Origin of the sequence: Streptomyces sp. NPDC005963, assembly GCF_040638655.1 — a bacterium.
Lineage (GTDB): Bacteria > Actinomycetota > Actinomycetes > Streptomycetales > Streptomycetaceae > Streptomyces.
The window spans coordinates 1-23,964 of the sequence record NZ_JBEXVD010000032.1 but is presented as its reverse complement, the minus strand read 5'-3'; the positions used below and the strand labels follow the sequence as shown (position 1 = coordinate 23,964).

Sequence of the window (23,964 nt, the reverse complement as noted above, 5' to 3'; positions counted from 1 at the left end):
CACCGGGTGGAACCGCCTACTCTCGAAGCTGTGACACAGCAGCGCCCTTCCCAGTTCGAACGCGGCACGGACGGCCCCAAGGTCATCGTGGCCGGGGTGGACGGTTCGCCCTCGTCGCTCCGGGCGGTGGCGTACGCGAGTGGGCTGGCGCGTCGGCAGAACGCCCTGCTCGCCGTGGTCTACATCCAACCCGTGATGTCGATGGGCGTGGCGTTGGGCGTACCGGTGGTGGGCACGACGGAGGAGATCCCGGAGGGGCTGGTCACGGAGATCCGGGCGGCGATCGAGCGGGTGCGGGACCTGTGGGACGTGCGTTGGGAGTTCCACACGTTTCCGGGTGACCCGTACGGGGGGCTGGTCACCGCGGCGGACGATCTCAAGGCGGATGCGGTGGTGGTGGGTGCTTCGGAGTCGGCGGGTCACCGTTTGGCGGGGTCGGTGGCGGTGCGTCTGGTGAAGGCGGGGCGCTGGCCGGTGACGGTGGTGCCGTGAGGGGCGCTCGGGGTGTCGGGGTCGGGTGGGGGGCGGGAGAACGGTCCGCCGGCACAGGGCCCGGCCCTGCGTCGCGGCAGCGGATTGCCGGGGCTCAGCGGCCCATGGTGAGTCCGTCCGCTTCGGCGTTGCGGCTGAGCACGGCCGCCCTGATCGACGTCTGGGCCTCCTCGTAGTCGTCCCGGTCGACTCCCCGTGCAAGGGCGTCGGGGAGGTTGACGACCCTGCCTTCGGCCGTGTCCATCCACTGGGGGATGAACTCGGCCCGGGTCACTTCCCAGCGTCCGCCGGGGGATCGGGGCGGGGTGAAGGTGAAGCGTCCGATGGAGCCCTGGTTGCCGCGTGCGTCGAAGGAGCCCGAGTAGTTGGTCATCGGGCCCGCGATCTGGTCGCCCATGCCGTAGACCACCCAGGTGCCGTTGACCTTCTCGTACGGCTGGGGGACGTGGGCGTGCGTCCCGATGATCAGGTCGATGTCCGGTCGCCCTGCGGTACGGGACGCGGTGAGGGCCTTGGCCAGGGAGAGCTGGGTGGCGTCGGGTTCGGTCTGCCACTCGGTGCCCCAGTGGAGGCTGAGGACGACCACGTCGGCACCCGCCCTACGGGCCGCGCGGGCATCGGCGATGATCCTGTCCTGGTCCAGCAGGCTGACCGCCCACGGCTGCCCCTCGGGCAGGGGGTAGCCGTTGGTGCCGTACGTGTAGGCCAATTGGGCGACCTTGGCGCCGGCTGACTTCAGCCAGGCGGGAGTGGTGGCTTCGGCTGCGCTGCGGGCCGATCCGGTGTGGCGTACGCCGGCCGTGTCCAGGGCGTCCAGGGTCCGCCGAATGCCTGCGGCGCCGTCGTCGAGCGAGTGGTTGGAGGCGGTGGAGCAGGAGTCGTAGCCGGTCGCGGCCAGCCCCTTGGCGATCTGCGGGGGCGATTTGAAGGCGGGGTAGCCGCTGTAGTCACCGTGTGCGCCGTACACCGTCTCCATGTGACAGATCGCCAGGTCGGCCGAGGAGATGACCGGTCTGACGCCCGCGAGCATGGGACGGAAGTCGTAGCTCCCGTCAGCGGGCGGACCGGCGTCGGCGCCGGCCTGTCGGATGACGGAGTCGTGCGGCAGGACATCACCCGTCGCCACGAGGGTGAAGGGGCGGGTTTGCTGGGCGGGCGCGGCTCGGGTGGAGGTCACCGGTGGTTCGTCCGCTCGGGAGCGCGGGCCGTCACCGCCGGGGGGCGCACAGGCGACGGCGGTTCCGCACAGGACGACCCCGAGGGCCGCCATTCCTCGTCGGGCGTGCTGTGGCATGGGGCGGCTCCCAAGCAGTCCATCACGGAATTAATATGACAATCTGAATGCACCGCGCCAGGGTGTGACCCGTCAAGTGACAGGGCCGTCCCATCGCCGAAATGCCCCCTTCCGCACATTCCTTTCGGCCGCCCCCGGGCCCGCACCCACGCCGTGTGATGCCCTCCGGTGGCCCTGGGTGTCGACCGCCGCTTCCCCGGCCGACCCGCCCCGGCCGCCCGTTCACCGCACCACTCGCCGCTCCAGGCGACCGCTCGTCGACGCTCGCGGCCCACCATCTGTCTCCGGACCCGGGCATGGGTTCGGATACGCCACGCAACGGTGTGACCCACACGACAGACGCTCCCGCACGAAAGGGTGTTGGCCATGGCGACCGCGACCGCTTCCACGACGACCGACGAGGGGGCCCTCGCGGACCTGCAACGCGAACACGGCCCCGCGCTCCTCACCTTCCTCCAAGGGCTGACCTACGGGGACCAGCAGCGGGCGGAGGACCTGCTCCAGGAGACGCTGGTGCGCGCCTGGCAGCACCCCGAGGCGTTCGACGGACCGTACGAGTCGATGCGGCCGTGGCTGTTCACCGTCGGCAGACGGCTGGCGATCGACGCCCGCCGGTCGCGGCTCGCCCGCCCCACCGAGATCGGTGACGGAGTCCTCGCCACCACCGCAGATCCGGCCGATCTCACCGAGGCCACCGTGGCGGCCCTCGACGTCCGCGCGGCGGTGGGGTCGCTCAGTCCCGAACACCGCGCGGTCCTGATCCGGCTCTACTACCAGGGGCTGAACGTCAACGAGACCGCACAGGCCCTGGGCATTCCCGCGGGCACGGTGAAGTCCCGCTCGTACTACGCCCTCCGCGCCCTCTCCCGCTGCCTCCCCGGCTACGCCCGCGCCCGCACCGCACTCGGCCACCGGGGCGCGTGACACCTCTCGCGGAGAGCCCCCCGACTGCATCCCCTCGACCGCACCGCCTTCGCCTCCGCTTCTGACTGGCATGGCCACCACAGATCGATCGCCCACGTCTCGGAGACCCCACCGGTACCTCCCTTCCTCTGGGGCCACGACGAGGGATCACGGATATGCCAAACGTCACGGTGAAGTTGAGTAAAGAGCCGCCCGCAACCGTCTCACTCGGTAGAGGCTCGTCTCCGAGTCGGCACACGCAGTCGTCCGGAAGAAGGTGGGAAGGGTGCAGCCAGAGAGTACGAACGGAACCAGTGGGCGCGCGCTGGCGATTCCAATGGCGTGGCTCTGCGCCGAGTACATCGCCGACGAAATGCTCCGCACCAGTTCCCTGGTCGAGAGCGGCTCGCTGGAGTACCGGGCGGGGCGCGAGACCCTCGCCCTGACCATCTGCCTGGCCGACGGCTCCGACGAAGCCGCCGGACTGCGCTCCCTGTCCCGCATCGAGGAGTGGCTCAACCTCACGACGTACGGCCACCCCTGGTCCGAGTGGGTGATGGAACGCCTGGCCGATCGTGAGGATCGCGAGGAGGGCATCGGCGGCCGACCGGATCCTGACCTGGTGCTCGCCCGGAACTCCTGGGGGTGGCTCAGACGGACCGAACTGCTCGCCGCGGACCTCGGTGACAGCGAACCCTGGCACCCCGCCGGCCCCACGGAATCCGTCGTGGACGAGTGCACGCAGATATGGACTCCGGCCTGGCAGTTGGGGCTGCCGCTGAGCCATCTGGCCATCCACCTCTACTGATCCCGTTCACCTTCGACTCCAGGGGCGCCGCACGAGGTCGAACCGACCCGGCGCACCGGCTCTCGAACCGAACCGCCCCCATGAGTGCCCACCAGGGCTCAGCCCGTGATCCGATGTCCGGGGGACGAGTGCACGCCCGCCCGGTACTTGGGGATCCGAACAGTGATCTTCATCCCGGCTCCGACCCCCGTCTCGATGACGAGCCCGTGATCGTCCCCGTACACCTGGCGCAAGCGCTCGTCCACATTGCATAGGCCCATCCCCGCCGACCCGGTCCGCTCCCCCGCCAGGATGCGGCGCAGTACGGCCGGGTCCATCCCCACCCCGTCGTCCTCGATCGTCACCATCGCCTCGGCGCCGGCGTCCTGGGCCGCGATGGTCACGCGGCACTCCTCGGGCGAATCCTCCAGCCCGTGCTTGACCGCGTTCTCGACGAGCGGTTGGAGGCAGAGGAAGGGCAGGGCCACCGGGAGCACCTCGGGCGCGACCTGGAGCGTCACCTTGAGCCGGTCGCCGAAGCGGGCACCCGCGAGGGCCAGGTACTGCTCGATCGAGCGCAGTTCGTCGGCGAGGGTGGTGAACTCTCCGTGCCGGCGGAAGGAGTACCGGGTGAAGTCGGCGAACTCCAACAGCAACTCGCGGGCGCGGGCGGGGTCGGTACGGACGAACGAGGCGATCGCGGCCAGCGAGTTGAAGATGAAGTGGGGCGATATCTGGGCACGCAGGGCGCGGATCTCCGCCTCGATCAACCGGGTCCGGGAGCGGTCGAGTTCGGCGAGTTCCAGTTGTACGGAGACCCAGCGGGCGACTTCGGTGGCCGCCCGCACCAGGACCGCCGACTCGCGCGAACCGTAGGCGACCAGGGCGCCGAGCACTCCTTCTTCGTCGGTCAGCGGGGCGATGACGGCCCAGCGCAGCGGGCAGTGGAGGTCGTCGCACTCGGTGTGGACGCAGCGGCTGCGCCCCGAGTCGAGCATGGCCGTCACGTGCCCCATGACCCGCCGCTCGTGGTGGTCCTCGCCGGGTCCGTCCCAGGCGAGGACCCGTTCGCGGTCGGTGAGGCACAGGGCCTCCGTGCCCAGCAGGGAGCGCAGGTGCTTGGCCGCCTTGCGGGCGGTCTCCTCGGTGAGCCCGGCACGCAGGGGTGGCGCGGCGAGCGATGCGGTGTGCAGGGTGTGGAAGGTGGCCCGCTCCACGGGCGTGCCCAGATCGAGATCGGGGCGGCTGCCGCGGCGAGCGCTGAACCGTCCGACGACGATGCCCACCACCAGCAGGACGACCCCCGTCGCAGCCAGCGCGGCCATTCCCGTTCCGGTCATCGTTCCGCTCCTTCTCCCGGGTGCCTGGTCGAGATGGAGTCCGGCGGTCTGCTCGCCAGGTCCTCGGGCAGGTGCAACCGGGCGAGGATGGCGGTCGCACCGGCGGGTACGTGGCGCCGGGTGGCCAGCGACACCAGGGTCATGGTGAGGAAGCCGAGGGGCACCGACCAGACGGCGGGCCAGGCGAGGAGCGTATGGACCCAGCCCTGGGGGGCGAGTCCGGCGCGGGTCGTCATCACCGCGGTGAGCGCGGACCCGCCGCCGATGACGAGTCCCGCCACCGCTCCCGGTGGAGTGAGGCCGCGCCACCAGATGCCGAGGACGAGGAGCGGGCAGAACGAGGAGGCGGAGACGGCGAACGCGAGGCCCACGGCGTCGGCGATCGGTACCTGGGCGGTGAGGGTGCTCACCACGGCCGGAACGGCGATGGCCAGGAGGGTCGCGAGCCGGAAGTGGCGCACGCCGCGGGAGGGCAGCACGTCCTGGGAGATGACACCCGCGACGGACATGGTCAGCCCGGACGCGGTGGACAGGAACGCGGCGAACGCACCGCCGGCCAACAGTGCGCCCAGCAGATCGCCCGCCACCCCGCCGATGATCCGATCGGGGAGCACCAGGACGGCCGCGTCCGCATCGCCGGTGAGGGCGAGTTCGGGGGCGTAGATGCGGCCGAGGGCCCCGTAGACCGGCGGGAGGAGGTAGAAGGCGCCGACGAGCCCGAGCACCACCAGGGTGGTGCGGCGGGCGGCGCGGCCGTCCGGACTGGTGTAGAAGCGGACCGCGACGTGCGGCAGCCCCATGGTGCCGAGGAAGGTGGCGAGGATCAGCCCGTAGGTGGCGTAGAGGTGGTAGCCGTCGCGTCCACCGGCCAGGGGCTGGGACCAACTCGACGGGTCGGCGCCCGATGAGATCCGGTCGGGGACCTCGGTGCCTTCGGCCAGGCCCAGCAGCGTTCCCCTCTCGATGCGGTGGGCCCCCTCGTCGAGGGTCAGGGTGCTGCCCTCGTACGCCCGCCCGTCGACCTCGCCGCTCACGGTGATGGTCAGCGGTTTCGCCAACTCCATGCGGACGGTGTCGTCGACGCGGACCTCGGTGTGCTCGCGCAGGACGGCCGGGGCGTCGAAGCGTGCGCGGGGGGCGTCGTCGTCGGCCCACGCCACCAGGAGGAACAGCGCGGGCACCAGGAGCGCGGTGAGCTTGAGCCAGTACTGGAACGCCTGGACGAAGGTGATGCTGCGCATCCCGCCGGCGGCGACCGCGCCGGCGACGACCAGGGCGACGATCAGCCCCCCGAGCCAGCCGGGCGCACCGGTGAGTATCTCCAGGGTGAGCCCGGCCCCCTGGAGTTGGGGCAGCAGGTAGAGCCATCCGATGCCGACCACGAAGAGACTGGCGAGTCGGCGCACGGCTGCGGATTCGAGCCGGGCTTCGGCGAAGTCGGAGAGGGTGTACGCGCCCGAGCGGCGCAGCGGTGCGGCGACCAGGACCAGGAGGACGAGATAGCCGGCGGTGTATCCCACCGGGTACCAGAGCATGTCCGGGCCCTGGAGGAGTATCAGCCCGGCGATGCCGAGGAAGGAGGCGGCGGAGAGGTACTCACCGCTGATGGCTGCGGCGTTGAGGCCGGGGTTGACGGTGCGGGAGGCGACGTAGAAGTCGGAGGTGGTGCGCGATATCCGCAGCCCGAGGCCGCCGATGAGCAGCGTGGCGAGGACCACGACGGTGACCGCGGTCACCGCGTACGCCTGGTTCACCGGTGTTCCCCCGCCCGCACGGTTCAGCGTCCTTCGACGAGCCTGAGGAAGTCACGCTCGTTGCGTTCGGCACGGCGTACGTACCGGCGTGCGGTGAGCCACATGATCGGGTGGACGGCGAACCCGAGTGTGCCCCACACGACCGGCCCCGGGGACAGGGGTTCGCCGTCGAAGGCCGCGGGGAGCGCGAAGAGGAGCGGAAGGGTGGCGACGCAGAGCACGAGGGTGGTCAGGGCCAGCAGCGCGGCGCGGAGCTGGCTGCGCATGAGGGAGCGCACGTAGGTGGCGCCGAGGGTGGTGTGTTCGCTGATCTCGGACCGGGCGTGGGTGTGGCCGGGCGGTCTTCTTGCGCTGCGGGGTACGCCGGTGACCACCTCGCGGCGGGGGCGTTGTTCTGACGACATGGCCGTCCGCTCCAGCGTCTGTGGGTGAAGTTCTCGCGGAGGTGTGGAGTCTACGCACGCCGGGTTTTTGACGGTAGCCGCCTCTCGTCGACGGGGTTGGCTCCGGCTCCCGGTGTCAGGGAGGCGGTCGGCCGCCGGGAGATCTGGTGTGTTGCATCAGCAGGTCGCGGAGTTGGCGGGCATGTCGCCGACTGACGGCGAGTTCGGCGGTGCCGACCCGGACGGTGGTGGTGCCGGCGTCGAGGCGCAGTTCGTCGATGCGGGAGAGCGAGACGAGGTGGCTGCGGTGGATGCGGACGAAGCCCCGCGCCGCCCACCGCTCCTCCAGTGTGGAGAGCGGCACGCGCACCAGATGGCTGCCCTCGTCGGTGTGGAGTCGGGCGTAGTCGCCCTGGGCTTCGACGTAGGCGATGTCGTGGATCTGGATGAAGCGCGTGATGCCCGCGAGTTCCACGGCGATCTGGTCGGAGCTGCTCTGGACGGGAGCGGTGGGGACGGGTGGGTTCGCGAGCTGGGCGGCTTGCGCTGCCTGGTCCCGGACGCGTCGCACCGCTTCGGCGAGCCGTTCCCTTCGCACCGGTTTGAGGACGTAGTCGACGGCTTTGAGGTCGAATGCCTGGACGGCGAAGCCCTCGTGCGCGGTGACGAAGACGATCAGTGGGGGGCGGGTGAAGTTGGCGAGGAGCTTGGCGACGTCGAGACCGGTCAGTCCTGCCATGTGGATGTCGAGGAAGACGACGTCGATGCCGTCGGTGTCATCGGGTCCGGCGTCGAGGGCGCGGCTGATGCGGCGCAGCGCGCCGGTCGCGTCGGTGGCCCCTTCGGCGCTGGTGATGTGCGGGTCGGAACGCAGCAGATAGAGCAGCTCCTCCAGTGCTGGTCTCTCGTCGTCGACGGCCAGTGCACGCAGCATGGTGCGGAGTCTAGGGCTTTCGACGGCTCTCGGCCGGGGGTTGCTGGGCACTGGGGGCGGCAGGTCATCGGGCCGGCGCGGCCCGGAGAGCGGGTTCCCCGCCGGCAGCGACTTCGGAACCTCACCGTCCGCAGGGGGACCGTCACTGTTTCGGGGGTGGTTGAGCACAGCGGGTGTGCGGTGCGTATGGAACGGTGACCGATCGCACCGCATGCACCATCAGGAATCGAGGGGCCCATGGACATCCGGCAGCACCATCAGGATGTGGCGGCCTATGCGCTGGGGGTCTTGGAACCCGGCGATGCGTATCGGTTCGAAGACCACCTCGCGGAGTGTGGCATGTGTGTCCTGGAACTCTCCGGCTTCGCGTCGGTGGCCACGGCGATGGCGGACCTGAACGCACCCGGAATGCCCGTGGTGCAGGCGTCACCCGGGCTGCTCGACCGGCTCACCCGGGACGTGGCGCTGTCGCTGCGCCGCAGCAGGCACCGGCGGCTGCGGCTGACGGCGGCTGCCGTGGCGCTGATCGTCGCCCTGCCGGTTGCGGTGTGGATGCTACGAGCGGGTCAGGAAGCGGACGGCCCGGGGTTACGGGTCACATCGACGGACGCCTCGACCGGTGTGACCGCGTCGGCGGTGGTGGAGGACCGGTCCTGGGGCACGGCGGTGACGCTGCGCTTGAGCGGGGTCGAGGGGCCCGGCTCCTGTCGGTTGATCGCCGTCGGCGCCGACGGTGTGGAGCGCCCGGTGCTGAGTTGGCGGGTTCCGGCGAAGGGCCACGGGACGGCTTCCGGCGGTGCGCCGCTGCTCATCGAGGGCGGCACCGACCTGCCGAGCCATCTGATCGGACGGTGGGAAGTGCGGGATCGGGACGGCAGGACCCTGGTGACCCTGGGGGGCTGAGCAGCCCGCGTCGTCCGTGGGCGGGGCGCACTCACTTGAGGAGCCGGGACAGCCTGCGGTCGGCCAGCGGTTTGCCACCCGTCTGGCAGGTGGGGCAGTACTGGAGCGAAGAATCGCTGAACGACACCTGTCTGATGGTGTCTCCGCAGACCGGGCAGGGCTCGCCGGTGCGGCCGTGGACCCTGAGCCCGCTCTTCTTCTCCGCCTTGAGCCGACCGGCGGCGATGGGTCGGGCGCGTTCCACGGCGTCCCCGAGGGTGGTGCGCAGGGCTTCGTACAGGGCGGTGATCTCGTCCTCGTCCAACCGGTGCACCAGTTGGAAGGGGGACATCTTCGCCGCGTGCAGGATCTCGTCGCTGTAGGCGTTGCCGACGCCAGCGATCAGGCTCTGGTCGCGCAGTGCGCCCTTGAGCTGGCGCCGCTCACCCGCGAGGAGCGCGGCGAACGCGGCCCGGTCGAAGTCCGCCGCGAGGGGGTCGGGTCCGAGCCGGGCGATGGCGGGCACCTCGGCGACATCGCGGACCAGGTGGACGGCGAGCCGCTTGGTCGTGCCCGCTTCGGTGAGGTCGAAGCCACCGCCCGATGCGAGCACGGTACGGAGCGCGAGGGGGCCCTTGCCGGGGCGCGGCGGGGTCGCCGGGTACTCGTCGTGCCAGCGCAGCCAGCCCGCCCGGGCCAGGTGCACCACCAGATGGAGTCCGCCCGCACTGATGTCGAGCCATTTGCCGTGCCGGTCGACGGCGGTGACCTCGGCGCCCTCGACCGCGCTCAGCGGCGGATCGTAGGTCTTCAGGACGTTGATGGCCAGCGGCAGGACTCGGCCGATCTCCTCACCGACAAGTCGATCGCCGAGGAACCCTCGCAGAGATTCCACTTCAGGCAGTTCCGGCATATGTCCAGGGTGCCGCAGCCCGCAGCGAAGTGCAGGATCATGCAGGCAGCAGAGGCATATGGCATTTCGGTAGAGGCACGATGAAGGGCCCGGTCGGCTCCTGCGTTCAGGCTCCGTTTCCGGCTGTGAAGCCTTGGGTTCGAGGCGGCCGGTCCCACGACGAAGGGCCCGCCGGGCGTCGTACCGGCCCGCTCCTCACGGGGCCAGTTGCCGCAGTTCCGCCAACTCGTCCCGCAGTCCCTGTGCGAGGAGGTCGAGGTCCGGCACCGCCTTGCCGTCCGCCACCAGTCCCACGTGCACGTTGCCGCCGTACGTGCTCAACGCCACGGCCAGCGCCTGCCCCCGGGGCAGCGGAGCCATCGGATAGATCTCCTGAAGCGGCCTGCCCCCCACGGAAAGGGCCGATCGGGGCAGCGGCACGCTGGTCACGAGGACGTCGAACAGCATCCGGGCCGCGCCTTGGGCGAAGGGTGCGCCGAAGCGGTGGGCGAGGGGTGGCAACTGGTCCGCGAGTACGGCGAGAGCGCCTGGGCCGCGCGAGGGGCCGGCCGCCTTGTTGCGGTCCATGGCGGTGCGTACGGCGGCCAGCCGCAGCCGTGGGTCGGGTTCGGCGACCGGGAGTTCCAGCAGATAGGCGGAGAGCTTGTTGCCCGAGCCGGGCGGGCTGCCGGGGCGGCGGCGGGAGACGGGCACGAGGGCCCGCGGCCCGCTGGCGGGCAGTTGCTCACCGCGGAGGTGGGCCCAGCGCCGCAGCCCACCTGCGACGACCGCGAGGAGCACGTCGTTGGCCGTGCCGCCCGTCTCCCGGCGGACGCTGCGCACGTCCTCCAGGTCCAGGATCACCGTGCCGAGCCGCCTGGTGCCGCTGGAACCGGCGGTGAGCGCGGGCAGCCCGCGGGGATCGAAGCGGCTGGCGCGGACGACGGAGGCGCTGACCCCCACGGCACGCCCGAAGTCGTCGATGCGGTCACGGGCGAAGCCGATGAGCCGGGCGGGGTCGCTGAACCACGGGCGCTCGGGCGCCGGTCCGGTCCGGGCGGCACGCGACCGTCCGTGGTTCAGCGCCCCGGCGATCTCGTCGAAGATTCCGGCGCCGATGGCGACCGCCCGCATGCCGTCCGCGAGGGCGTGGTGGAGTTTGACCAGCACCGCGAAGGGGCCGTCCGGCTCCGCGGTGAGGAGGTACATCTCCCACGGCGGCAGCCCCCGGGCGAGCGGGCGCTCCATGAGTTCGCCGGCGACGGCCGCGGCTTCGGCCCGGAAGTCCCCTACGGGCAGCCGCACATGGTGGACGTGGCGCTGCACGTCGAAGTCCTTGTCCACGGCCCAGACCGCCCCGCCGACGGGCACGAGCACGTCCTGGACCCGCATCCGAAGTCGGCGGATCGCCGAGGCGCGCTGGGCGAGGAGCTCCCGTACCTCTTCGTCGAAGGGCCCGCCGGTACGGGGGGCTCCTTCGGCCGGTGCGAAGAGTGCGAGCGCGCCGAGGTGCATGGGGTGGCCATCGGACTCAAGGTGCCAGAAAGCCAGGTCGAGGGGGGCGAGAAGCTCGCTGCTCACGGTGTCCTCATGTCCTAGAAGGAAGACCTACAGGCCAGGCGAAATGCGACGTCCCGCACACAATCGCAGTCATCGCAGTCAATCGCCCTTATTCGGTTACGGTCAAGTACGATCAATTTACGGACAGTTAACAACCGACTGAGGGAGGACGCCCACTCAAGCTGGTCCGGTCGACGGGCTCCGGACGGCTCCCTCACCCCGAACGCACAATGTCACTGTCCGTCATCACCCCGACGGGCCCGATCCCCCCTCCACTCCCGCCCCGCCCGTCGAAGGGGGGCTCAGTCGAGCCGGTCGGGCACGGTGAACTCGCACCACACGCATTTGCCCGTACCGCGGGACTCCACTCCCCAGGAGTCCGCCAGCTGGTCCACGAGCAGCAGGCCGCGGCCGGACACTCCGGATAGATCGGCCTCCCGGCGCCGCGGCAGTGCGCTGGAGCGGTCCTCGACCTCCACCCTCAGCCGCCTTTCGGGACCCACCAGCACCCTGACGGTCACGATCGCTCCGCCGTCGGTGTGCATCAACGCATTGGTGATCAACTCGTCGGCCGCGAGTTCGATCTCGTCCGAACGCTCGCGAGCTCCCCAGGCGCGTACCGCCGAGAGGACCATGTGCCGGGCGGAGCGCAACGCCTCCGGGTCGTTCTGGGCCACGCTCTGTTGGAGCCGTCCGCCCGACCGGGGCGTGACGGTCCCCCGGCGGCGCAGCAACAGGATCGCCACGTCGTCTTCACCGCCACGCTCGTCGACGACCTCGCACAAGTGGTCGGCCAGCCGTTGGAGGTCACTCGGACCGCTGCGCACCAGCGCCGTCAACATCTGCATCCCGTCGTCGAGGTCGGCACCCGGCTGTTCGACCAGGCCGTCCGTGTAGAGGATCAGCGTCTGCCCGGGGTCCAACTCGACGGTGCTGACGGGGTACTCCAGCCGCCCGAACTCGGCCGAGAGCCCCAGCGGGAGCCCTCCTTCGACCGGGATCCTGCGGCAACTGCCGTCCGTGTCCCGCAGCAGGGGGTCGACATGGCCGGCGCGCACCACCTGGACGACTCCGGTCGCCGGGTCCGCTTCGGCATAGAGGCAGGTCGCGAAGCGGTCGGTGTCGAGTTCGTCGAGGAAGATCGAGGCCCGGGCCATCACAGTGGCCGGAGTGTGCCCCTCGGCCGCATAGGCGCGCAGGACGATGCGCAGTTGCCCCATGACGGCCGCCGCGTCGGTGTCGTGGCCCTGGACGTCGCCGATGACCGCGCCGACCCGACCGCCGGGGAGGGTGATGATGTCGTACCAATCCCCTCCGATGTCCCGACCGATCCGAGCCGATCGGTAGCGCACCGCGATCTGTGCGCCGGGTACATCGGGGATCCGGCGCGGCAGCATGGCCTGCTGGAGTCCTTCGGCGAGATCGTGCTCCTGGTCGTAGAGGACGGCGCGCTGAACGCTCTGGGCGATGCTGCTGCCCAGGGCGACCAGGACGTTGCGGTCCTCGGCGCTGAAGCCGGTGCGGTCGCTGTAGAGCAGGCCGAGCGCGCCGATCGGGCGGGCTTGGGCGATGAGCGGCAGATAGGCGGCCGATACGATGCCCAGCCCGTCGAGGTGCGGCCAGAGGATCGGGTAGGACGCGGCGAAGTCCGCCCGGGACTCGATGAAGAGGGGGGCGAGCGTCCGCACCACCTTGCTCATCGGGTACTCGTCCTCGACCCTGGTCCACCGGGTGCCGGGGATGAAGGCGTGCGTCGGCCCCTCGGCCACCAGGTGGATGCGTCCGCCCGACTCCAGCAGGCCCATCACGAGGCTGGCCGCTCCGAAGTGCTCCAGACCGTGGGAGGCGGTGAGGACGTCGATGACGTCCTGGACCGTTCGGGCGTGCGCGAGTGCCGCCGTGGTGGACTCGACCACGCTGGTCTGCCGTCTGCGATGGACGTCGGCGCTGGTCCGGGCTGCGGAGTCGGCGAGTTCCTCCGTGGCGTCGCGGACGATGCCGATGATCCGCTCGGGGCGACCGCTCTCGTCCCGGCGTACGCAGCCCTGGGTGTGGGTCCACCGCAGCCCGCCGTCACGGCGACGGATGCGGAAGTAGACGCCGTAGTTCTCGTTGCCGTTCTTGAGCGCCTGGGCCACCTGTGAGTCCAGCCGGACGGCGTCCTCCGCCGGCATCCGGTCGGTGAGGCTCGCCCGGTAGCCGTCGTACTCACCGGGCAGCAGTTCCAGCACCCGGAGCGCCGAATCGTCCAGATGCATGAGCCCGCTGGCCAGGTCCCAGTCGAAGCTGCCCATGCGGTTGAAGGACAGGCTCCGATCAGGGCCGACCGGCCAGTCGTCGGGAAGCGACAGGGCACCCGCTGCCCGATCAACCATGAAGCCACTCTGTCATCATTTATCGGATTCTTCGACTGATTGGGCAATTAAATTAGTTTGCCCATTTTGTTGATATTTATCACTTCGAACTGTTCGGAGGTCACCGAGCACGGCCCGCTCACATCGCGTCGTCACCCGGTGAAGGTGTCAGGTGCCACCAACTGCTCCACCGGCAGCAGCGACTCCGGATCGGTCGGGACGTCTTCCGACGGCACGTCCGGATCGACCGGTGGCGGCTGTAGCTCGCTCGGCAGTTCATCCGGCTCCGATGGTTGCTGATCCGGGCAGAGCGACGGTTGTGCCGGTGTCACCTGGTCGAGGGTGTCGGGAACGGGAGGGCAGTCCGTGGCCGTGGGACTGTCCGGCACGGTCCCCTCGTCGGAGGCGGACGGCTCGTCCGGCTGTGCCGCGGATGCGGAATCGGAGGGATCGGGAACGGGAGCCGGCGGATAGGTGTAGATGTCGTCCGGGGTCACAGGCGGCAACACCTCGGGGCTCTTGTCCGACTCCCCGTCGCTCCCCGTCTTCCGATCGATCCAGGTGCTGGTCACCACGTCGACGATGACCAGGCTGGCGATGCTCTGCGCCGCGGGCTTCACCACCACCACCCGTTCCGGTTCGTAGCCGGCCCACGGCCGACCCTTGTGCACCACGGCGCCCTTCGCCGCGACCGGCGGACGCAGCGGGTTGCCGCACGCGCACCGCACGCGCGGGGTTCCTCGGCGATCCACGAGCACCGCCGTCCCCGCCTGGAGCACGGCCTGGTAGCGAACGGCAGCGCCGCCCCGATAGCCATGGCTGGTGACCCGGGTGTCAGCGCGCAGGACCACCGGGGTGAGTTCGCTCATGAACCCCGGCAGGGCGGTCCGTGAGATCCCCGCGCCGCGCGCCCACGACCGGGCCTTCCCGTCGTCGGTGTCGAGGAGGCTGGTCTGTCGGGCGGCGTCGCAGTTGCCGATGGACTGGATGCCTCCGTAGAGGCCGGGAGTGGCGCCGGACAGGGTGCGCAGGGTCTGCCCCTTCAGCCGCGTCTCACCGCCGCCCCCCGGAGCCGGCGGCCGGGGCGCGGGGGACGAGATCGCCCGCGCGATCGAATCCGTGTACGGGTCGGGCCCCCGGGCCGATGCGGCCTGGAGGAACACCTCTTCGTCCGGCTCCGAGGCGGCGATCGTGTCCCCGCCGCACCCGGCGATCAGCAATCCGCAGGAGAGTGCGACGGACAGGACAACGGCCGCGGACCATCGACGACGCACGGAACGCACGGACATCTCCCACCACTAGACCCTCGCTGTACTCACCAGTTCTGCCGGACGACCGACGAGAGCGCTACCGGAACGCGATCAAACGGGTGGGTGGTCCCTTCGGACGGGCCCGCCACCCCGAAGGCTGCACTCCGTCGGTGCAGTTCAACGGCCTCCACACATGCGCGGTCGGGCGACCGAGGCGGGGCGCGGCGCGGTCGCGAGGTCCGGCGATCGCTCGGGAGAGCCACGACTGGTGGGCACGGAGTTCGCCCGTCCGGCCGACGCGCCCGCGCCGCGCCCCGGTACCCCGGGCCGATACTGAACGATGGAGTGGTTCGTCGACGGTGACTACTGGTGGAGCCGGCTGCTCTTCCAACGCGTGCTGGCAGCGGTGTACCTGGTGGCGTTCCTCACCGCGGCCCGGCAGTTCCGCGCCCTGATCGGAACACACGGAATGCTCCCCGCGCCCGCCCACCTCCGGGTGACCTCATGGCGGAGCGCCCCCGGTCTGTTCCGGCTGCACTACTCGGACCGGTTGTTCGCCCTGTGCTCCTGGAGCGGAGTCGTCCTCTCCGCAGCGCTCGTGGCCGGTGCGGCGGACCGGCTCCCCCTGCCCGTGGCGATGGTCTGGTGGGCCGTGCTGTGGCTGCTCTATCTCTCGATCGTCAACATCGGTCAGACCTGGTACGCCTTCGGCTGGGAATCGCTCCTGCTGGAGACCGGATTCCTCGCCGTTTTCCTGGGCAACGAGCGGACCGGACCGCCCGTTCTCATCCTCTTCCTGCTGCGGTGGGTCCTGTTCCGGGTGGAGTTCGGAGCGGGGCTGATCAAACTGCGCGGAGATCGCTGCTGGCGTGATCTGACCTGCCTCTACTACCACCACGAGACCCAGCCGATGCCCGGTCCGCTCAGCTGGTTCTTCCACCGGCTCCCACGGCCCCTCCACCGGATGGAGGTCGCGGCCAACCACTTCGCCCAGCTCGTCCTGCCCGTGCTCCTCTTCACCCCGCAGCCCGTGGCGACCGCAGCCGCCGCCGGAATCGCGATCACCCAGCTCTGGCTGGTCCTCTCGGGCAACTTCGCCTGGCTGAACTGGCTGACGATCGCGCTCGCGCTCACCGCCCTCGACGGCTCACTCCTGGAACCCGCCCCGAAACCCCTGCCGACCGCACCGCTCTGGTACGAGATCACGGTGATCGCCGTCACCGCGTTCCTACTGGTGCTGAGCTACCGCCCGGCGCTGAACCTGCTCTCCCGACGTCAGCAGATGAACCGGTCGTACGACTCGCTCCACCTGGTCAACGCCTACGGCGCCTTCGGCTCGGTGAGCCGGGTACGTCACGAGGTGGTGATGGAGGGCACGACCGAAGCCACTCTGCGGCCGGGTACGCAGTGGCGCGCGTACGGCTTCCGGGGCAAGCCCACGGACGTGCACCGACTGCCCCGGCAGTTCGCCCCGTACCATCTGCGACTCGACTGGATGATGTGGTTCGCCGCCCTCTCCCCCGCCTACGCCCGGCCCTGGTTCGGCCCCTTCGTCGAACGGCTGCTGGCGGGCGACCGGGACACCGTGCGACTCCTCGGACACGATCCCTTTCCCGCCGCGCCTCCGGCGTGGGTACGGGCCCGTCTGTACCGCTACCGGCTGACGACCCGGGCGGAGCGCAGGGCTACGGGGGCCTGGTGGCACCGGGACTTCGTCCGGGAGTACCTGCCTCCGACGCGCCTGGACTGACCTGCCGTACGGGCCCCGACACCAGCGTGTCCCCCTGCCCGATCGGGCAGGGGGACACGCTGCGGGCGATTCGATCAGTCGATGCCCTGGAGGATGTGCGGCTCCGCGAGGTCTTCCTCGTAGCCAGCGAGCCGGATCGGGGCGGATCGCGCCCAGACTTCGAGGTTGCCGAGCTCATCGGGCCGCACTGCCCGGTCGGCCGTTCGTTCCGGCGGACGCTTGTCGTAATTGGAGTTCTTCAGATCAGCTGTCACCGCGCACTCCTCTGTGTCGCGTAACTGGGACGGGGGCGGTTCGGTCGCGGTGGCGCCGGCACGAGGGCGGGACCGCGGCCTGGTTGCAGACCTGTCCCAGGACGGTCAAGGGGCTTTTGTGAGCCCTTTGGTGGCGTCCGTGCCCATCAGAGTAACCAAATGAGCGAACCGCCGCTCTATGGGGCTCACCTCACTCCTCATTTCAGGCCAACAAACCACATGGCTAGGGAACTTGCGGCCATGGTGACGTGGGCCACTAAAACCCGGATGGAGTAACCGGGATCGCCGCCGGCCGGCCCAGTACTGGGCCGTGTCCCGCGCCGACGCCGAGGAGGGGACATCGGCCAGTGGAGTGAAAGACCCGGCCCCTCCCGCACGGGGATGGACCGGGCCTCTTGAGCGCTTCGATCGGAGTCGGAGCGAGTCCCCCGCAGGACCGCGGAGTCGATCCGACTACCAGTTGGCCGGGGCGTAGTCCTTGAGGAAGCAGCCGTAGAGCTCCTCGCCCGCCTCGCCCCGGACGATGGGGTCATAGACCCGGGCAGCGCCGTCGATCAGATCGAGAGGGGCGTGGAAACCCTCGTCGGCCAGCCGCATCTTGTCGGGGTGCGGGCGCTCGTCGGTGATCCAGCCGGTGTCCACGGCGGTCATCAGGATGCCGTCGGACTCGAACATCTCCTGGGCACTGGTGCGGGTGAGCATGTTCAAGGCGGCCTTGGCCATGTTGGTGTGCGGGTGGCCGGCGCCCTTGTAGCCGCGGCTGAAGACGCCTTCCATCGCGGAGACGTTCACGACGTAGGTCCGCTCGGCGGTCGCCGCGGCCATGGCCGGTCGCAGCCGACTGATCAGGATGAACGGCGCGGTCGAATTGCAGAGCTGGACCTCCAGCAGCTCGACCGGGTCGACCTCGGAGACGGTCTGCACCCAACTGTTGGTGTCGTGGAGGTCGGGCACGAGACCGCCCGCGTCGATCGCGGTGCCCGCCTCGATCCGGGCGGGCGTCGCGGACCCGGACACCAGGGCGAGCCCGGTGACGTCCGCGGCGGTCAGCCCCTCACCGGCCGCGGAGGGCAGCGCGGCCACGGACTCCACCGCGCCGCTGCCGAAGGTGCCGATCACCTCGGCGGGCGGCAGAACACCGGCGGGCAACGGGGCGCTCTCGGCGACGACGAGCTCCCGGTACGCCTGCGGTGAGCGGCGTACGGTCTGCGCGGCATTGTTGATCAGGATGTCCAGCGGACCCTCGGCGGCCACGGAGTCGGCGAGCGCCACGACCTGCGCCGGGTCACGGAGGTCAATGCCGACGATTCTGAGCCGATGGATCCACTCGTCGCTGTCCGGCATGGCCTTGAAACGACGGATGGCGTCGTTCGGGAAGCGCGTGGTGATCGTGGTGTGGGCGCCGTCCCGCAGCAGCCGCAGGGCGATGTACATGCCGATCTTGGCCCGACCACCGGTGAGCAGGGCGCGCTTGCCGCTCAGGTCCGTCCGGGCATCGCGACGGGCGCGGTTCTCAGCCGCGCAGACCTGGCACAGCTGGTGGTAGAAGGCGTCGACCTCGGTGTAGCGGGTCTTGCAGATGTAACAGGACCGCGGGCGCTGGAGTATCCCCGCGATCTCACCCGTGGTGGACGACGAGGGCAACAGCCCCTCGGTCTCGTCGTCGATGCGGTCAGCGGAACCGGTGGCGGTGGCCTCGGTCACCGCCTTGTCGTGAGCGGTCTTGGCCGCCCTGCGCTCCTGGCGGCGACGCTGCTTGACCGTGCGGTAGATGCCGGCCGTCGCGCGCCGCACGACGATGGCGTCCGGATGGTCGACGTCCAGTTTGTCCAGCTCGTCGAGCACGCTGAGGCAGACGGAAAGCCGCTCGGGGTCGATGCCCGGTCCGTACACCGGGCTGTCCTCTGTCACCGTCATGACCGCAGTCGTTCCTCAATCGCTCAATACGCTGGGGGTTTCAAAAGCGCAACTTTACTGAGCAGAAGGGTGACGGCAAAATGGGCTCTTCGCCCGGTCCCGCGGCCGGCCCGGGGTTCAGCGCACCACTCGGGCGGGAGGGTGATCGAAGACACAGTCACCGCAGAGCCCGCCACCCGGAACGCGGTAGTAGAGGCAGCACGTGGCACGGCGCAGTCCGGGCTCACGGACCGTGCCGGCGAGCTCGGGATCGCGCAGCAACTCCCGGACCAGCGCGGCGGCTCGTTCAGCGACCTCGCCCCTTCCCTCCCGGCGGGCCCAGGCGTCGAGTTGGCGCCCGGCCCCGGCGAGCGCCGAGCCCGCGTTGCCCCACAGGAGCCCGCGCGAGACGGAGGTGTCCCGGCGGAACGCTTCGGCGAGGGGCACGAGATGGGCAGCCTGGACCGTGGCGTGGATCTGGGCTGCGGTGCCCGGCAGGGTCTGTAGCCCGTCCGAAGGGTTCGGGGTCCGCAGCCAGAGGTCGTCGGGGGTACTGCGGTCCGGTGCCCAGTACAGCTGTTCAGCGTCCAGCGCGGGTAGTTCGCCGAAGAGGGCGGCGGAGCCCAGGGCGATGGACCACAGACGGGCCGCGAGACCCAGATGAGCGATGGAGACCGCGATCCGGCGCTCGGGCGCGCCCAGTCGGCCTTCGACCGCATCGACACGCAGGGTGAGCGGCCGATCGTCGCCCGCGTAGAGCCCGGCCAGCGGCGCCCCGGGCCCGTCGGACGTCACCGTCCCCGGGGAGGGCGCCCCGGACGTCTCGTCGCCTCGCCGTCGCAGGGCGAAGAATCCACCGATCGAACTGAGTTCCCCGAGATCCACGCGCCCCGTATGCAATCCGTCACCCCTTAGTGGTTACCCGTGGTCATGCTCGGCGCGCCGAAGGATTTTCGGACATATCCCCACCCCCTCTGACCTGCTCAACCATCGCACATGGGACTTTTGGCCTACGCTCGTACTCCGTCGGCAGTACGTCCAATTGCCTGCTCAAGGACGACGCGGTGAGCGCCGAACAGAGAGATCGTGGTCTCTATGAGTTCCCTCATGCTGGCCGTGCTCCTCTCGCTGGTCTCCGCGGTCGCCTACGCGGCCGGGGCGATCATGCAGGAGCATGTCGCCGCAGCCACACCTGCCCGGCCGTACGCCCCCCTGCACCACGCGGGGTGGTGGTTCGCCGTCGCCCTGAACGGGTTCGGGGCGCTGTTGCACGTGGTGGCTCTGGCCTACGGCCCGCTGAGCCTGGTCCAGCCGCTGGGCGCATTGACGATCGTCTTCGCCCTCCCGATGGCGGCCCTCTTCGTCCGGCGCAAGGCGGGGGCCACCGCCTGGCGGGGCGCCCTGATGGCGACGGTCGGACTCGCCGGTCTCCTGGCACTGGCCGGGGACGCCGGATCGCACACTCTCGGCACCGGCCAGCGCGGGGTGCTCGCCGCGGCCACCCTCGGAGCCATCGCCCTGATCTTCCTGGTCGCCCAGACCATTCACCGCCCGGTGCTGCGCAGTGTTCTGCTGGCCGCGGCGGCCGGCGTGGCCTTCGGCATCGCCTCGGTCTTCACCAAGACGGTCGCGATGAGCTGGGAGTGGGCCAGACCGCTGGTCCAGTGGCCGACCCTGGCGCTGATCGGCGTCCTGGCCATCGGCGGTCTGCTGCTGTCCCAGGCGTCCTACCGGGGTGCGGGCCTCGCCGCCCCACTGGCCACCGTGACGGTCGTCAACCCGGTGGTGGCAGCCGCCGTGGGCATCACCATGTTCGGCGAGGGCTTCCGTTACGGCGCGCTCGGCACGGTCCTGGCGCTGGGCTTCGGCGCACTGGCCGCGAGCGGTCTGATCCTGCTGACGACCGAGCGGCTGTGCGCGGCGCGCAAGAACGACCGCTCGACCGGGTCAGAGACGCCCGAGGGCCCTCTGTCGCAGAACGATCCCGAGGCGGACCCGGTCGAGCAGACCGCGGTGTTCGGTCAGCCCGCCGGGCCCCTGCCCCCTACCCAGTTGGTCTCAGAGCGAGACTCCGCCCGCTCTGAGGTAGGCGAGGGGGTCGATGTCGGAGCCGTACCCAGGACCCGTACGAACCTCGAAGTGGAGATGCGGTCCCGAGCTGTTGCCGGTGGATCCTGAGCGGGCGATCCGCTGGCCGCTGCCGACCTCCTGTCCCGCGCGCACGCTGAGCGCGGACAGATGGGCGTACTGGCTGTACTTGCCGTCGTGGTGCCGAATGACCACCTGATAGCCGTAGGACCCGGCCCAGCCCGCCGAGATGACCCGGCCCGATGCGACGGCCTTCACCGAAGTGCCGGTGGCGACGGGGAAGTCCACGCCCGTGTGATAGCCGCTCGACCAGGCCGAACCCGATTTGCGGTAGGGCGTTCCTGTGGGTGCGTCGACGGGCGAGCTCAAGGTGGAGGTACGGGTCGGCTTGCTGGCGCTGGCCGGCCGGGTCTCCTGCTTCTTGACCTTCACCGCCTGCTTCTTGGGCGGTTGCTGCTTCGGCGTCTGCTGCTTGGGCGCCGGCCTCGGAGTGGTCTGCCGCTTCTCCTCGGCCTTCTCGGGCGCGGCCTTGTCGGGCCGTGGGGACTGCTGGCGCTCCTTGGCCGGGGCCTGGATGCGCAGCACGAGGCGCTGCCCCGGGTGGATCATGTCCGGGTCCGAACCGATGACGGGCCGGTTCTGGCTGTAGAGCCGCTGCCAGCCGCCTCTGACCTCTTCCTTCTTGGCGATCTTGGAGAGGGAGTCCCCCTGGGTGACGGTGTAGCCCTCGCGCTGTGTGGGAACCGTCGTCGGCGTGGCCTTGGGCTGGGCGGCGGGTGCTGAGCCCGCTCGCTTGGGCGTGGCCTGTTGGGGCGAAGTGCGTTCGCTCTGAGCGCCCGCGCGGTCGCCGCGCTCGGACGACTGACGGCGCTCGGGCGTCGTCTGCGGTGCATCACCGCCGCGGGTGAGTCCGGCCCGGACCGAGCAGGTGGGCCATGCCCCGGGACCCTGTCCCTTGAGGACCCGCTCGGCGACGGCGATCTGCTGGTCCTTGCTGGCGAGATCGGCGCGCGGCGCGTACTCCCGGCCCCCGTACGCCTCCCAGGTCGACTGCGAGAACTGAAGGCCGCCGTAGTAGCCGTTGCCGGTGTTGATCGTCCACTGGTTGGTGGACTCGCAGGCGGCGACCTTCTCCCAGACGTCGACTGAGGCGGCTTCCGCGGTGCCCGCTCCCATCAGCGGGATCGCCATCCCCGCACCACTCGCGGTCACGGTGAGGGAGGCTCGGTTGATACGGCTCGGCTGGTATCGGCGGTGCCGACCGGTTGCGGCCATGGACAGGACTCCCCCACTGAACAGTTGGTCAGGTCACGAAAAGATCACGTTCAAATGGTCAACTTAAGTGCTCCATATGGGTGATGACAAGGGCTCAGTCCGGGCGCACCGAGGCAGAGGGGGCGGGAGAGCATCAAGCACCCGCGAGGAACGGGCTCGGACGAGTGGCGACGGGCGCCTCCCGGCAGGCTGTCGCCTCGCCGCGAAGAGTACTGGTCAGGCGTTCCCGTACCGCCGCGGCGAGCAGTCGGAGGGCCGTCGTTCCATGAGGTGCGAGGGGTTCGGAAGCCGTGCGGGCCCGGAGTGCGGCCACGGCCCGCGTCCCGGAGGATCGATCCGTGACCGAAGTGGCGTACCCGGCCGACATGATCGCCGACGGAGATCGAGGAGCGCACACATGAGTGGAACGGCCCAGATCGGCGTCACCGGACTCGCGGTGATGGGGCGCAATCTCGCCCGGAACTTCGCGCGCAACGGCCTGACCGTCGCCGTTCACAACAGGACGGCGGCGAGGACCCGCGAGTTGGTCGATTCCTTCGGCAGCGAGGGGGCCTTCGTCCCCGCCGAGTCGCCCGAGGACTTCGTCGCGGCCCTGGAGCGTCCACGACGACTGGTCATCATGGTCAAGGCGGGTGGGCCCACGGACGCGGTGATCGAGGAGTTCGCGCCGCTGCTGGAGGAGGGCGACGTCATCATCGACGGCGGCAACGCCCACTTCGCCGACACCAGACGCAGGGAACAGGAGTTGCGCCGACGCGGCATCCATTTCGTCGGCACCGGAATCTCGGGTGGCGAAGAAGGGGCCCTCCACGGCCCGAGCATCATGCCGGGCGGATCGGTCGAGTCGTACGCCTCCCTCGGACCGCTCCTGGAGCTGATCGCGGCCAAGGCACCCGACGGCGAACCCACGGTGGCGCACATCGGACCGGACGGTGCGGGCCACTTCGTGAAGATGGTCCACAACGGCATCGAGTACGCGGACATGCAGCTGATCGGCGAGGCGTACCATCTGCTGCGCTCGGTCGCGGGCTACTCCCCCGCCCGCATCGCCGAGACATTCCGGTCCTGGAACACCGGCCGGCTCGACTCCTATCTGATCGAGATCACCGCGGAGGTCCTCGCCCACACGGACGCCGCAACGGGCAAGCCGTTCGTCGATATCGTCCTCGATCAGGCCGAGCAGAAGGGCACGGGCCGCTGGACCGTGCAGATCGCCCTGGACCTCGGGGTCCCCGTCTCGGGCATCGCGGAGGCCGTCTTCGCCCGGTCGCTCTCCGGTCACGCGGACCTCAGATCTGCGTCGAAGGACCTACCGGGTCCCACACCGGAAGCGCTGAGCGGTGACGATGCCGAACGGTTCGCCGACCGCGTCGAGCAGGCGCTGTACGCCTCGAAGATCGTCTCGTACACCCAGGGGTTCCAGCAGGTCAGAGCAGGCAGTGACACCTACGACTGGGACATCGACCTCGGTACGGTCGCCGCCATCTGGCGTGCGGGGTGCATCATCAGGGCCGCGTTCCTCGACCGTATCCGCGCCGCGTACGACGCACGGCCCGATCTGCCGAGCCTGCTGTCCGACGGTGAGTTCGCCGGCGAGATCGGAGCCGCGCAGGACGACTGGCGGGAAGTGGTGGCGACGGCTGCCCGGCAGGGCGTGCCCACGCCCGGGTTCTCCGCGGCGCTTGCCTACTACGACGCTCTGCGGGCCGATCGGCTGCCTGCCGCCCTCACCCAGGGCCAGCGCGACTTCTTCGGGGCCCACACCTACCGGCGGACCGATCGGGACGGCGTCCATCACACGTTGTGGGGCGGCGATCGCTCGGAGGTTTCGGTGCAGTGAGCGAAGGGGTGGTGTCCGGACCGCTCGGTCCGGACA

General features: G+C 70.3%; 20 protein-coding genes. 7 read left to right on the top strand and 13 right to left on the bottom strand.

Translation table 11 applies throughout. The features are described from left to right. The first annotated feature begins 30 nt into the window (after window positions 1-30). Window positions 31-492, top strand: coding sequence for a universal stress protein (locus tag ABZ348_RS30040; RefSeq protein WP_358938357.1), 462 nt, complete (start codon window positions 31-33; stop codon window positions 490-492). A gap of 94 nt (window positions 493-586) precedes the next feature. Here the strand turns inward: ABZ348_RS30040 and ABZ348_RS30035 are convergent, their stop codons facing one another. After that, window positions 587-1,786 (bottom strand): CapA family protein, encoded by a 1,200-nt coding sequence (locus tag ABZ348_RS30035; protein ID WP_358938355.1) that lies wholly within the window; start codon window positions 1,784-1,786, stop codon window positions 587-589. Between the two features lie 366 nt (window positions 1,787-2,152). Here ABZ348_RS30035 and ABZ348_RS30030 point away from each other — a divergent pair, with 366 nt between their 5' ends. Together ABZ348_RS30030 and ABZ348_RS30025 are read left to right on the top strand one after the other, a co-directional pair. Further along, window positions 2,153-2,710: a sigma-70 family RNA polymerase sigma factor gene (locus tag ABZ348_RS30030; RefSeq protein ID WP_358938353.1), complete on the top strand. Its 558-nt coding sequence runs from the start codon at window positions 2,153-2,155 to the stop codon at window positions 2,708-2,710. A gap of 265 nt (window positions 2,711-2,975) precedes the next feature. Then, the gene (locus tag ABZ348_RS30025; RefSeq protein WP_358938351.1) at window positions 2,976-3,497 is read left to right on the top strand and encodes a hypothetical protein; all 522 of its coding nucleotides are present in this window, start codon (window positions 2,976-2,978) and stop codon (window positions 3,495-3,497) included. 98 nt (window positions 3,498-3,595) lie between these two features. On the opposite strand, the gene ABZ348_RS30020 is transcribed toward ABZ348_RS30025, so the two are convergent. The 4 genes from ABZ348_RS30020 to ABZ348_RS30005 all read right to left on the bottom strand — a co-directional run bounded on the left by ABZ348_RS30020 (window position 3,596) and on the right by ABZ348_RS30005 (window position 7,887). Beyond that, complete coding sequence (locus ABZ348_RS30020) at window positions 3,596-4,816, bottom strand: histidine kinase (RefSeq protein ID WP_358938349.1); 1,221 nt, start codon at window positions 4,814-4,816, stop codon at window positions 3,596-3,598. Then, window positions 4,813-6,570 (bottom strand): cation acetate symporter, encoded by a 1,758-nt coding sequence (locus tag ABZ348_RS30015; protein ID WP_358938347.1) that lies wholly within the window; start codon window positions 6,568-6,570, stop codon window positions 4,813-4,815. The genes ABZ348_RS30020 and ABZ348_RS30015 overlap by 4 nt, the downstream gene beginning before the upstream one ends. A 23-nt stretch (window positions 6,571-6,593) precedes the next feature. Next, a complete protein-coding gene (locus tag ABZ348_RS30010) occupies window positions 6,594-6,974 on the bottom strand; it encodes a hypothetical protein (protein ID WP_358938345.1) in 381 nt (126 codons plus the stop codon). 115 nt (window positions 6,975-7,089) lie between these two features. Then, a complete protein-coding gene (locus tag ABZ348_RS30005; RefSeq protein ID WP_358938343.1) occupies window positions 7,090-7,887 on the bottom strand; it encodes a LytTR family DNA-binding domain-containing protein in 798 nt (265 codons plus the stop codon). A 237-nt stretch (window positions 7,888-8,124) separates the two neighbouring features. Here ABZ348_RS30005 and ABZ348_RS30000 point away from each other — a divergent pair, with 237 nt between their 5' ends. After that, on the top strand, window positions 8,125-8,790 hold the full coding sequence (locus ABZ348_RS30000; protein WP_358938342.1) for a hypothetical protein: 666 nt from the start codon (window positions 8,125-8,127) through the stop codon (window positions 8,788-8,790). A 31-nt stretch (window positions 8,791-8,821) separates the two neighbouring features. Here ABZ348_RS30000 and ABZ348_RS29995 read toward each other — a convergent pair whose 3' ends face one another. The 4 genes from ABZ348_RS29995 to ABZ348_RS29980 all read right to left on the bottom strand — a co-directional run bounded on the left by ABZ348_RS29995 (window position 8,822) and on the right by ABZ348_RS29980 (window position 14,858). Continuing rightward, window positions 8,822-9,682, bottom strand: coding sequence for a DNA-formamidopyrimidine glycosylase family protein (locus tag ABZ348_RS29995; protein ID WP_358938340.1), 861 nt, complete (start codon window positions 9,680-9,682; stop codon window positions 8,822-8,824). 195 nt (window positions 9,683-9,877) lie between these two features. Next, a complete protein-coding gene (locus tag ABZ348_RS29990; RefSeq protein WP_358938338.1) occupies window positions 9,878-11,242 on the bottom strand; it encodes a wax ester/triacylglycerol synthase family O-acyltransferase in 1,365 nt (454 codons plus the stop codon). Between the two features lie 281 nt (window positions 11,243-11,523). Beyond that, on the bottom strand, window positions 11,524-13,596 hold the full coding sequence (locus tag ABZ348_RS29985; RefSeq protein ID WP_358938336.1) for a SpoIIE family protein phosphatase: 2,073 nt from the start codon (window positions 13,594-13,596) through the stop codon (window positions 11,524-11,526). A 131-nt stretch (window positions 13,597-13,727) separates the two neighbouring features. Next, on the bottom strand, window positions 13,728-14,858 hold the full coding sequence (locus ABZ348_RS29980; RefSeq protein WP_358938334.1) for a DUF6777 domain-containing protein: 1,131 nt from the start codon (window positions 14,856-14,858) through the stop codon (window positions 13,728-13,730). A 307-nt stretch (window positions 14,859-15,165) separates the two neighbouring features. On the opposite strand from ABZ348_RS29980, the gene ABZ348_RS29975 reads away from it, so the two are divergent. Then, complete coding sequence (locus ABZ348_RS29975; protein WP_358938332.1) at window positions 15,166-16,575, top strand: lipase maturation factor family protein; 1,410 nt, start codon at window positions 15,166-15,168, stop codon at window positions 16,573-16,575. Window positions 16,576-16,649: 74 nt separating this feature from the next. Here ABZ348_RS29975 and ABZ348_RS29970 read toward each other — a convergent pair whose 3' ends face one another. The 3 genes from ABZ348_RS29970 to ABZ348_RS29960 form a co-directional block, all read right to left on the bottom strand. Beyond that, window positions 16,650-16,829, bottom strand: coding sequence for a hypothetical protein (locus tag ABZ348_RS29970; protein ID WP_358938331.1), 180 nt, complete (start codon window positions 16,827-16,829; stop codon window positions 16,650-16,652). Window positions 16,830-17,282: 453 nt separating this feature from the next. Further along, window positions 17,283-18,746, bottom strand: a complete 1,464-nt coding sequence (locus tag ABZ348_RS29965; RefSeq protein ID WP_358938329.1) for an SDR family NAD(P)-dependent oxidoreductase — start codon at window positions 18,744-18,746, stop codon at window positions 17,283-17,285. Window positions 18,747-18,863: 117 nt separating this feature from the next. Then, on the bottom strand, window positions 18,864-19,610 hold the full coding sequence (locus ABZ348_RS29960) for a (2Fe-2S)-binding protein (protein ID WP_358938327.1): 747 nt from the start codon (window positions 19,608-19,610) through the stop codon (window positions 18,864-18,866). Window positions 19,611-19,820: 210 nt separating this feature from the next. Here ABZ348_RS29960 and ABZ348_RS29955 point away from each other — a divergent pair, with 210 nt between their 5' ends. Beyond that, entirely contained in the window at window positions 19,821-20,903 is a 1,083-nt protein-coding gene (locus ABZ348_RS29955) for a DMT family transporter (protein WP_358938325.1), read from the top strand. Here the strand turns inward: ABZ348_RS29955 and ABZ348_RS29950 are convergent. Then, window positions 20,784-22,088 (bottom strand): transglycosylase family protein, encoded by a 1,305-nt coding sequence (locus tag ABZ348_RS29950; RefSeq protein ID WP_358938323.1) that lies wholly within the window; start codon window positions 22,086-22,088, stop codon window positions 20,784-20,786. The two genes, ABZ348_RS29955 and ABZ348_RS29950, sit on opposite strands and share 120 nt — an antisense overlap. A 397-nt stretch (window positions 22,089-22,485) precedes the next feature. Between ABZ348_RS29950 and gndA the strand changes: the two genes are divergently transcribed. Next, the gene (gene gndA / locus ABZ348_RS29945; RefSeq protein ID WP_358938321.1) at window positions 22,486-23,928 is read left to right on the top strand and encodes an NADP-dependent phosphogluconate dehydrogenase; all 1,443 of its coding nucleotides are present in this window, start codon (window positions 22,486-22,488) and stop codon (window positions 23,926-23,928) included. The last annotated feature ends 36 nt before the right edge of the window (window positions 23,929-23,964 follow it).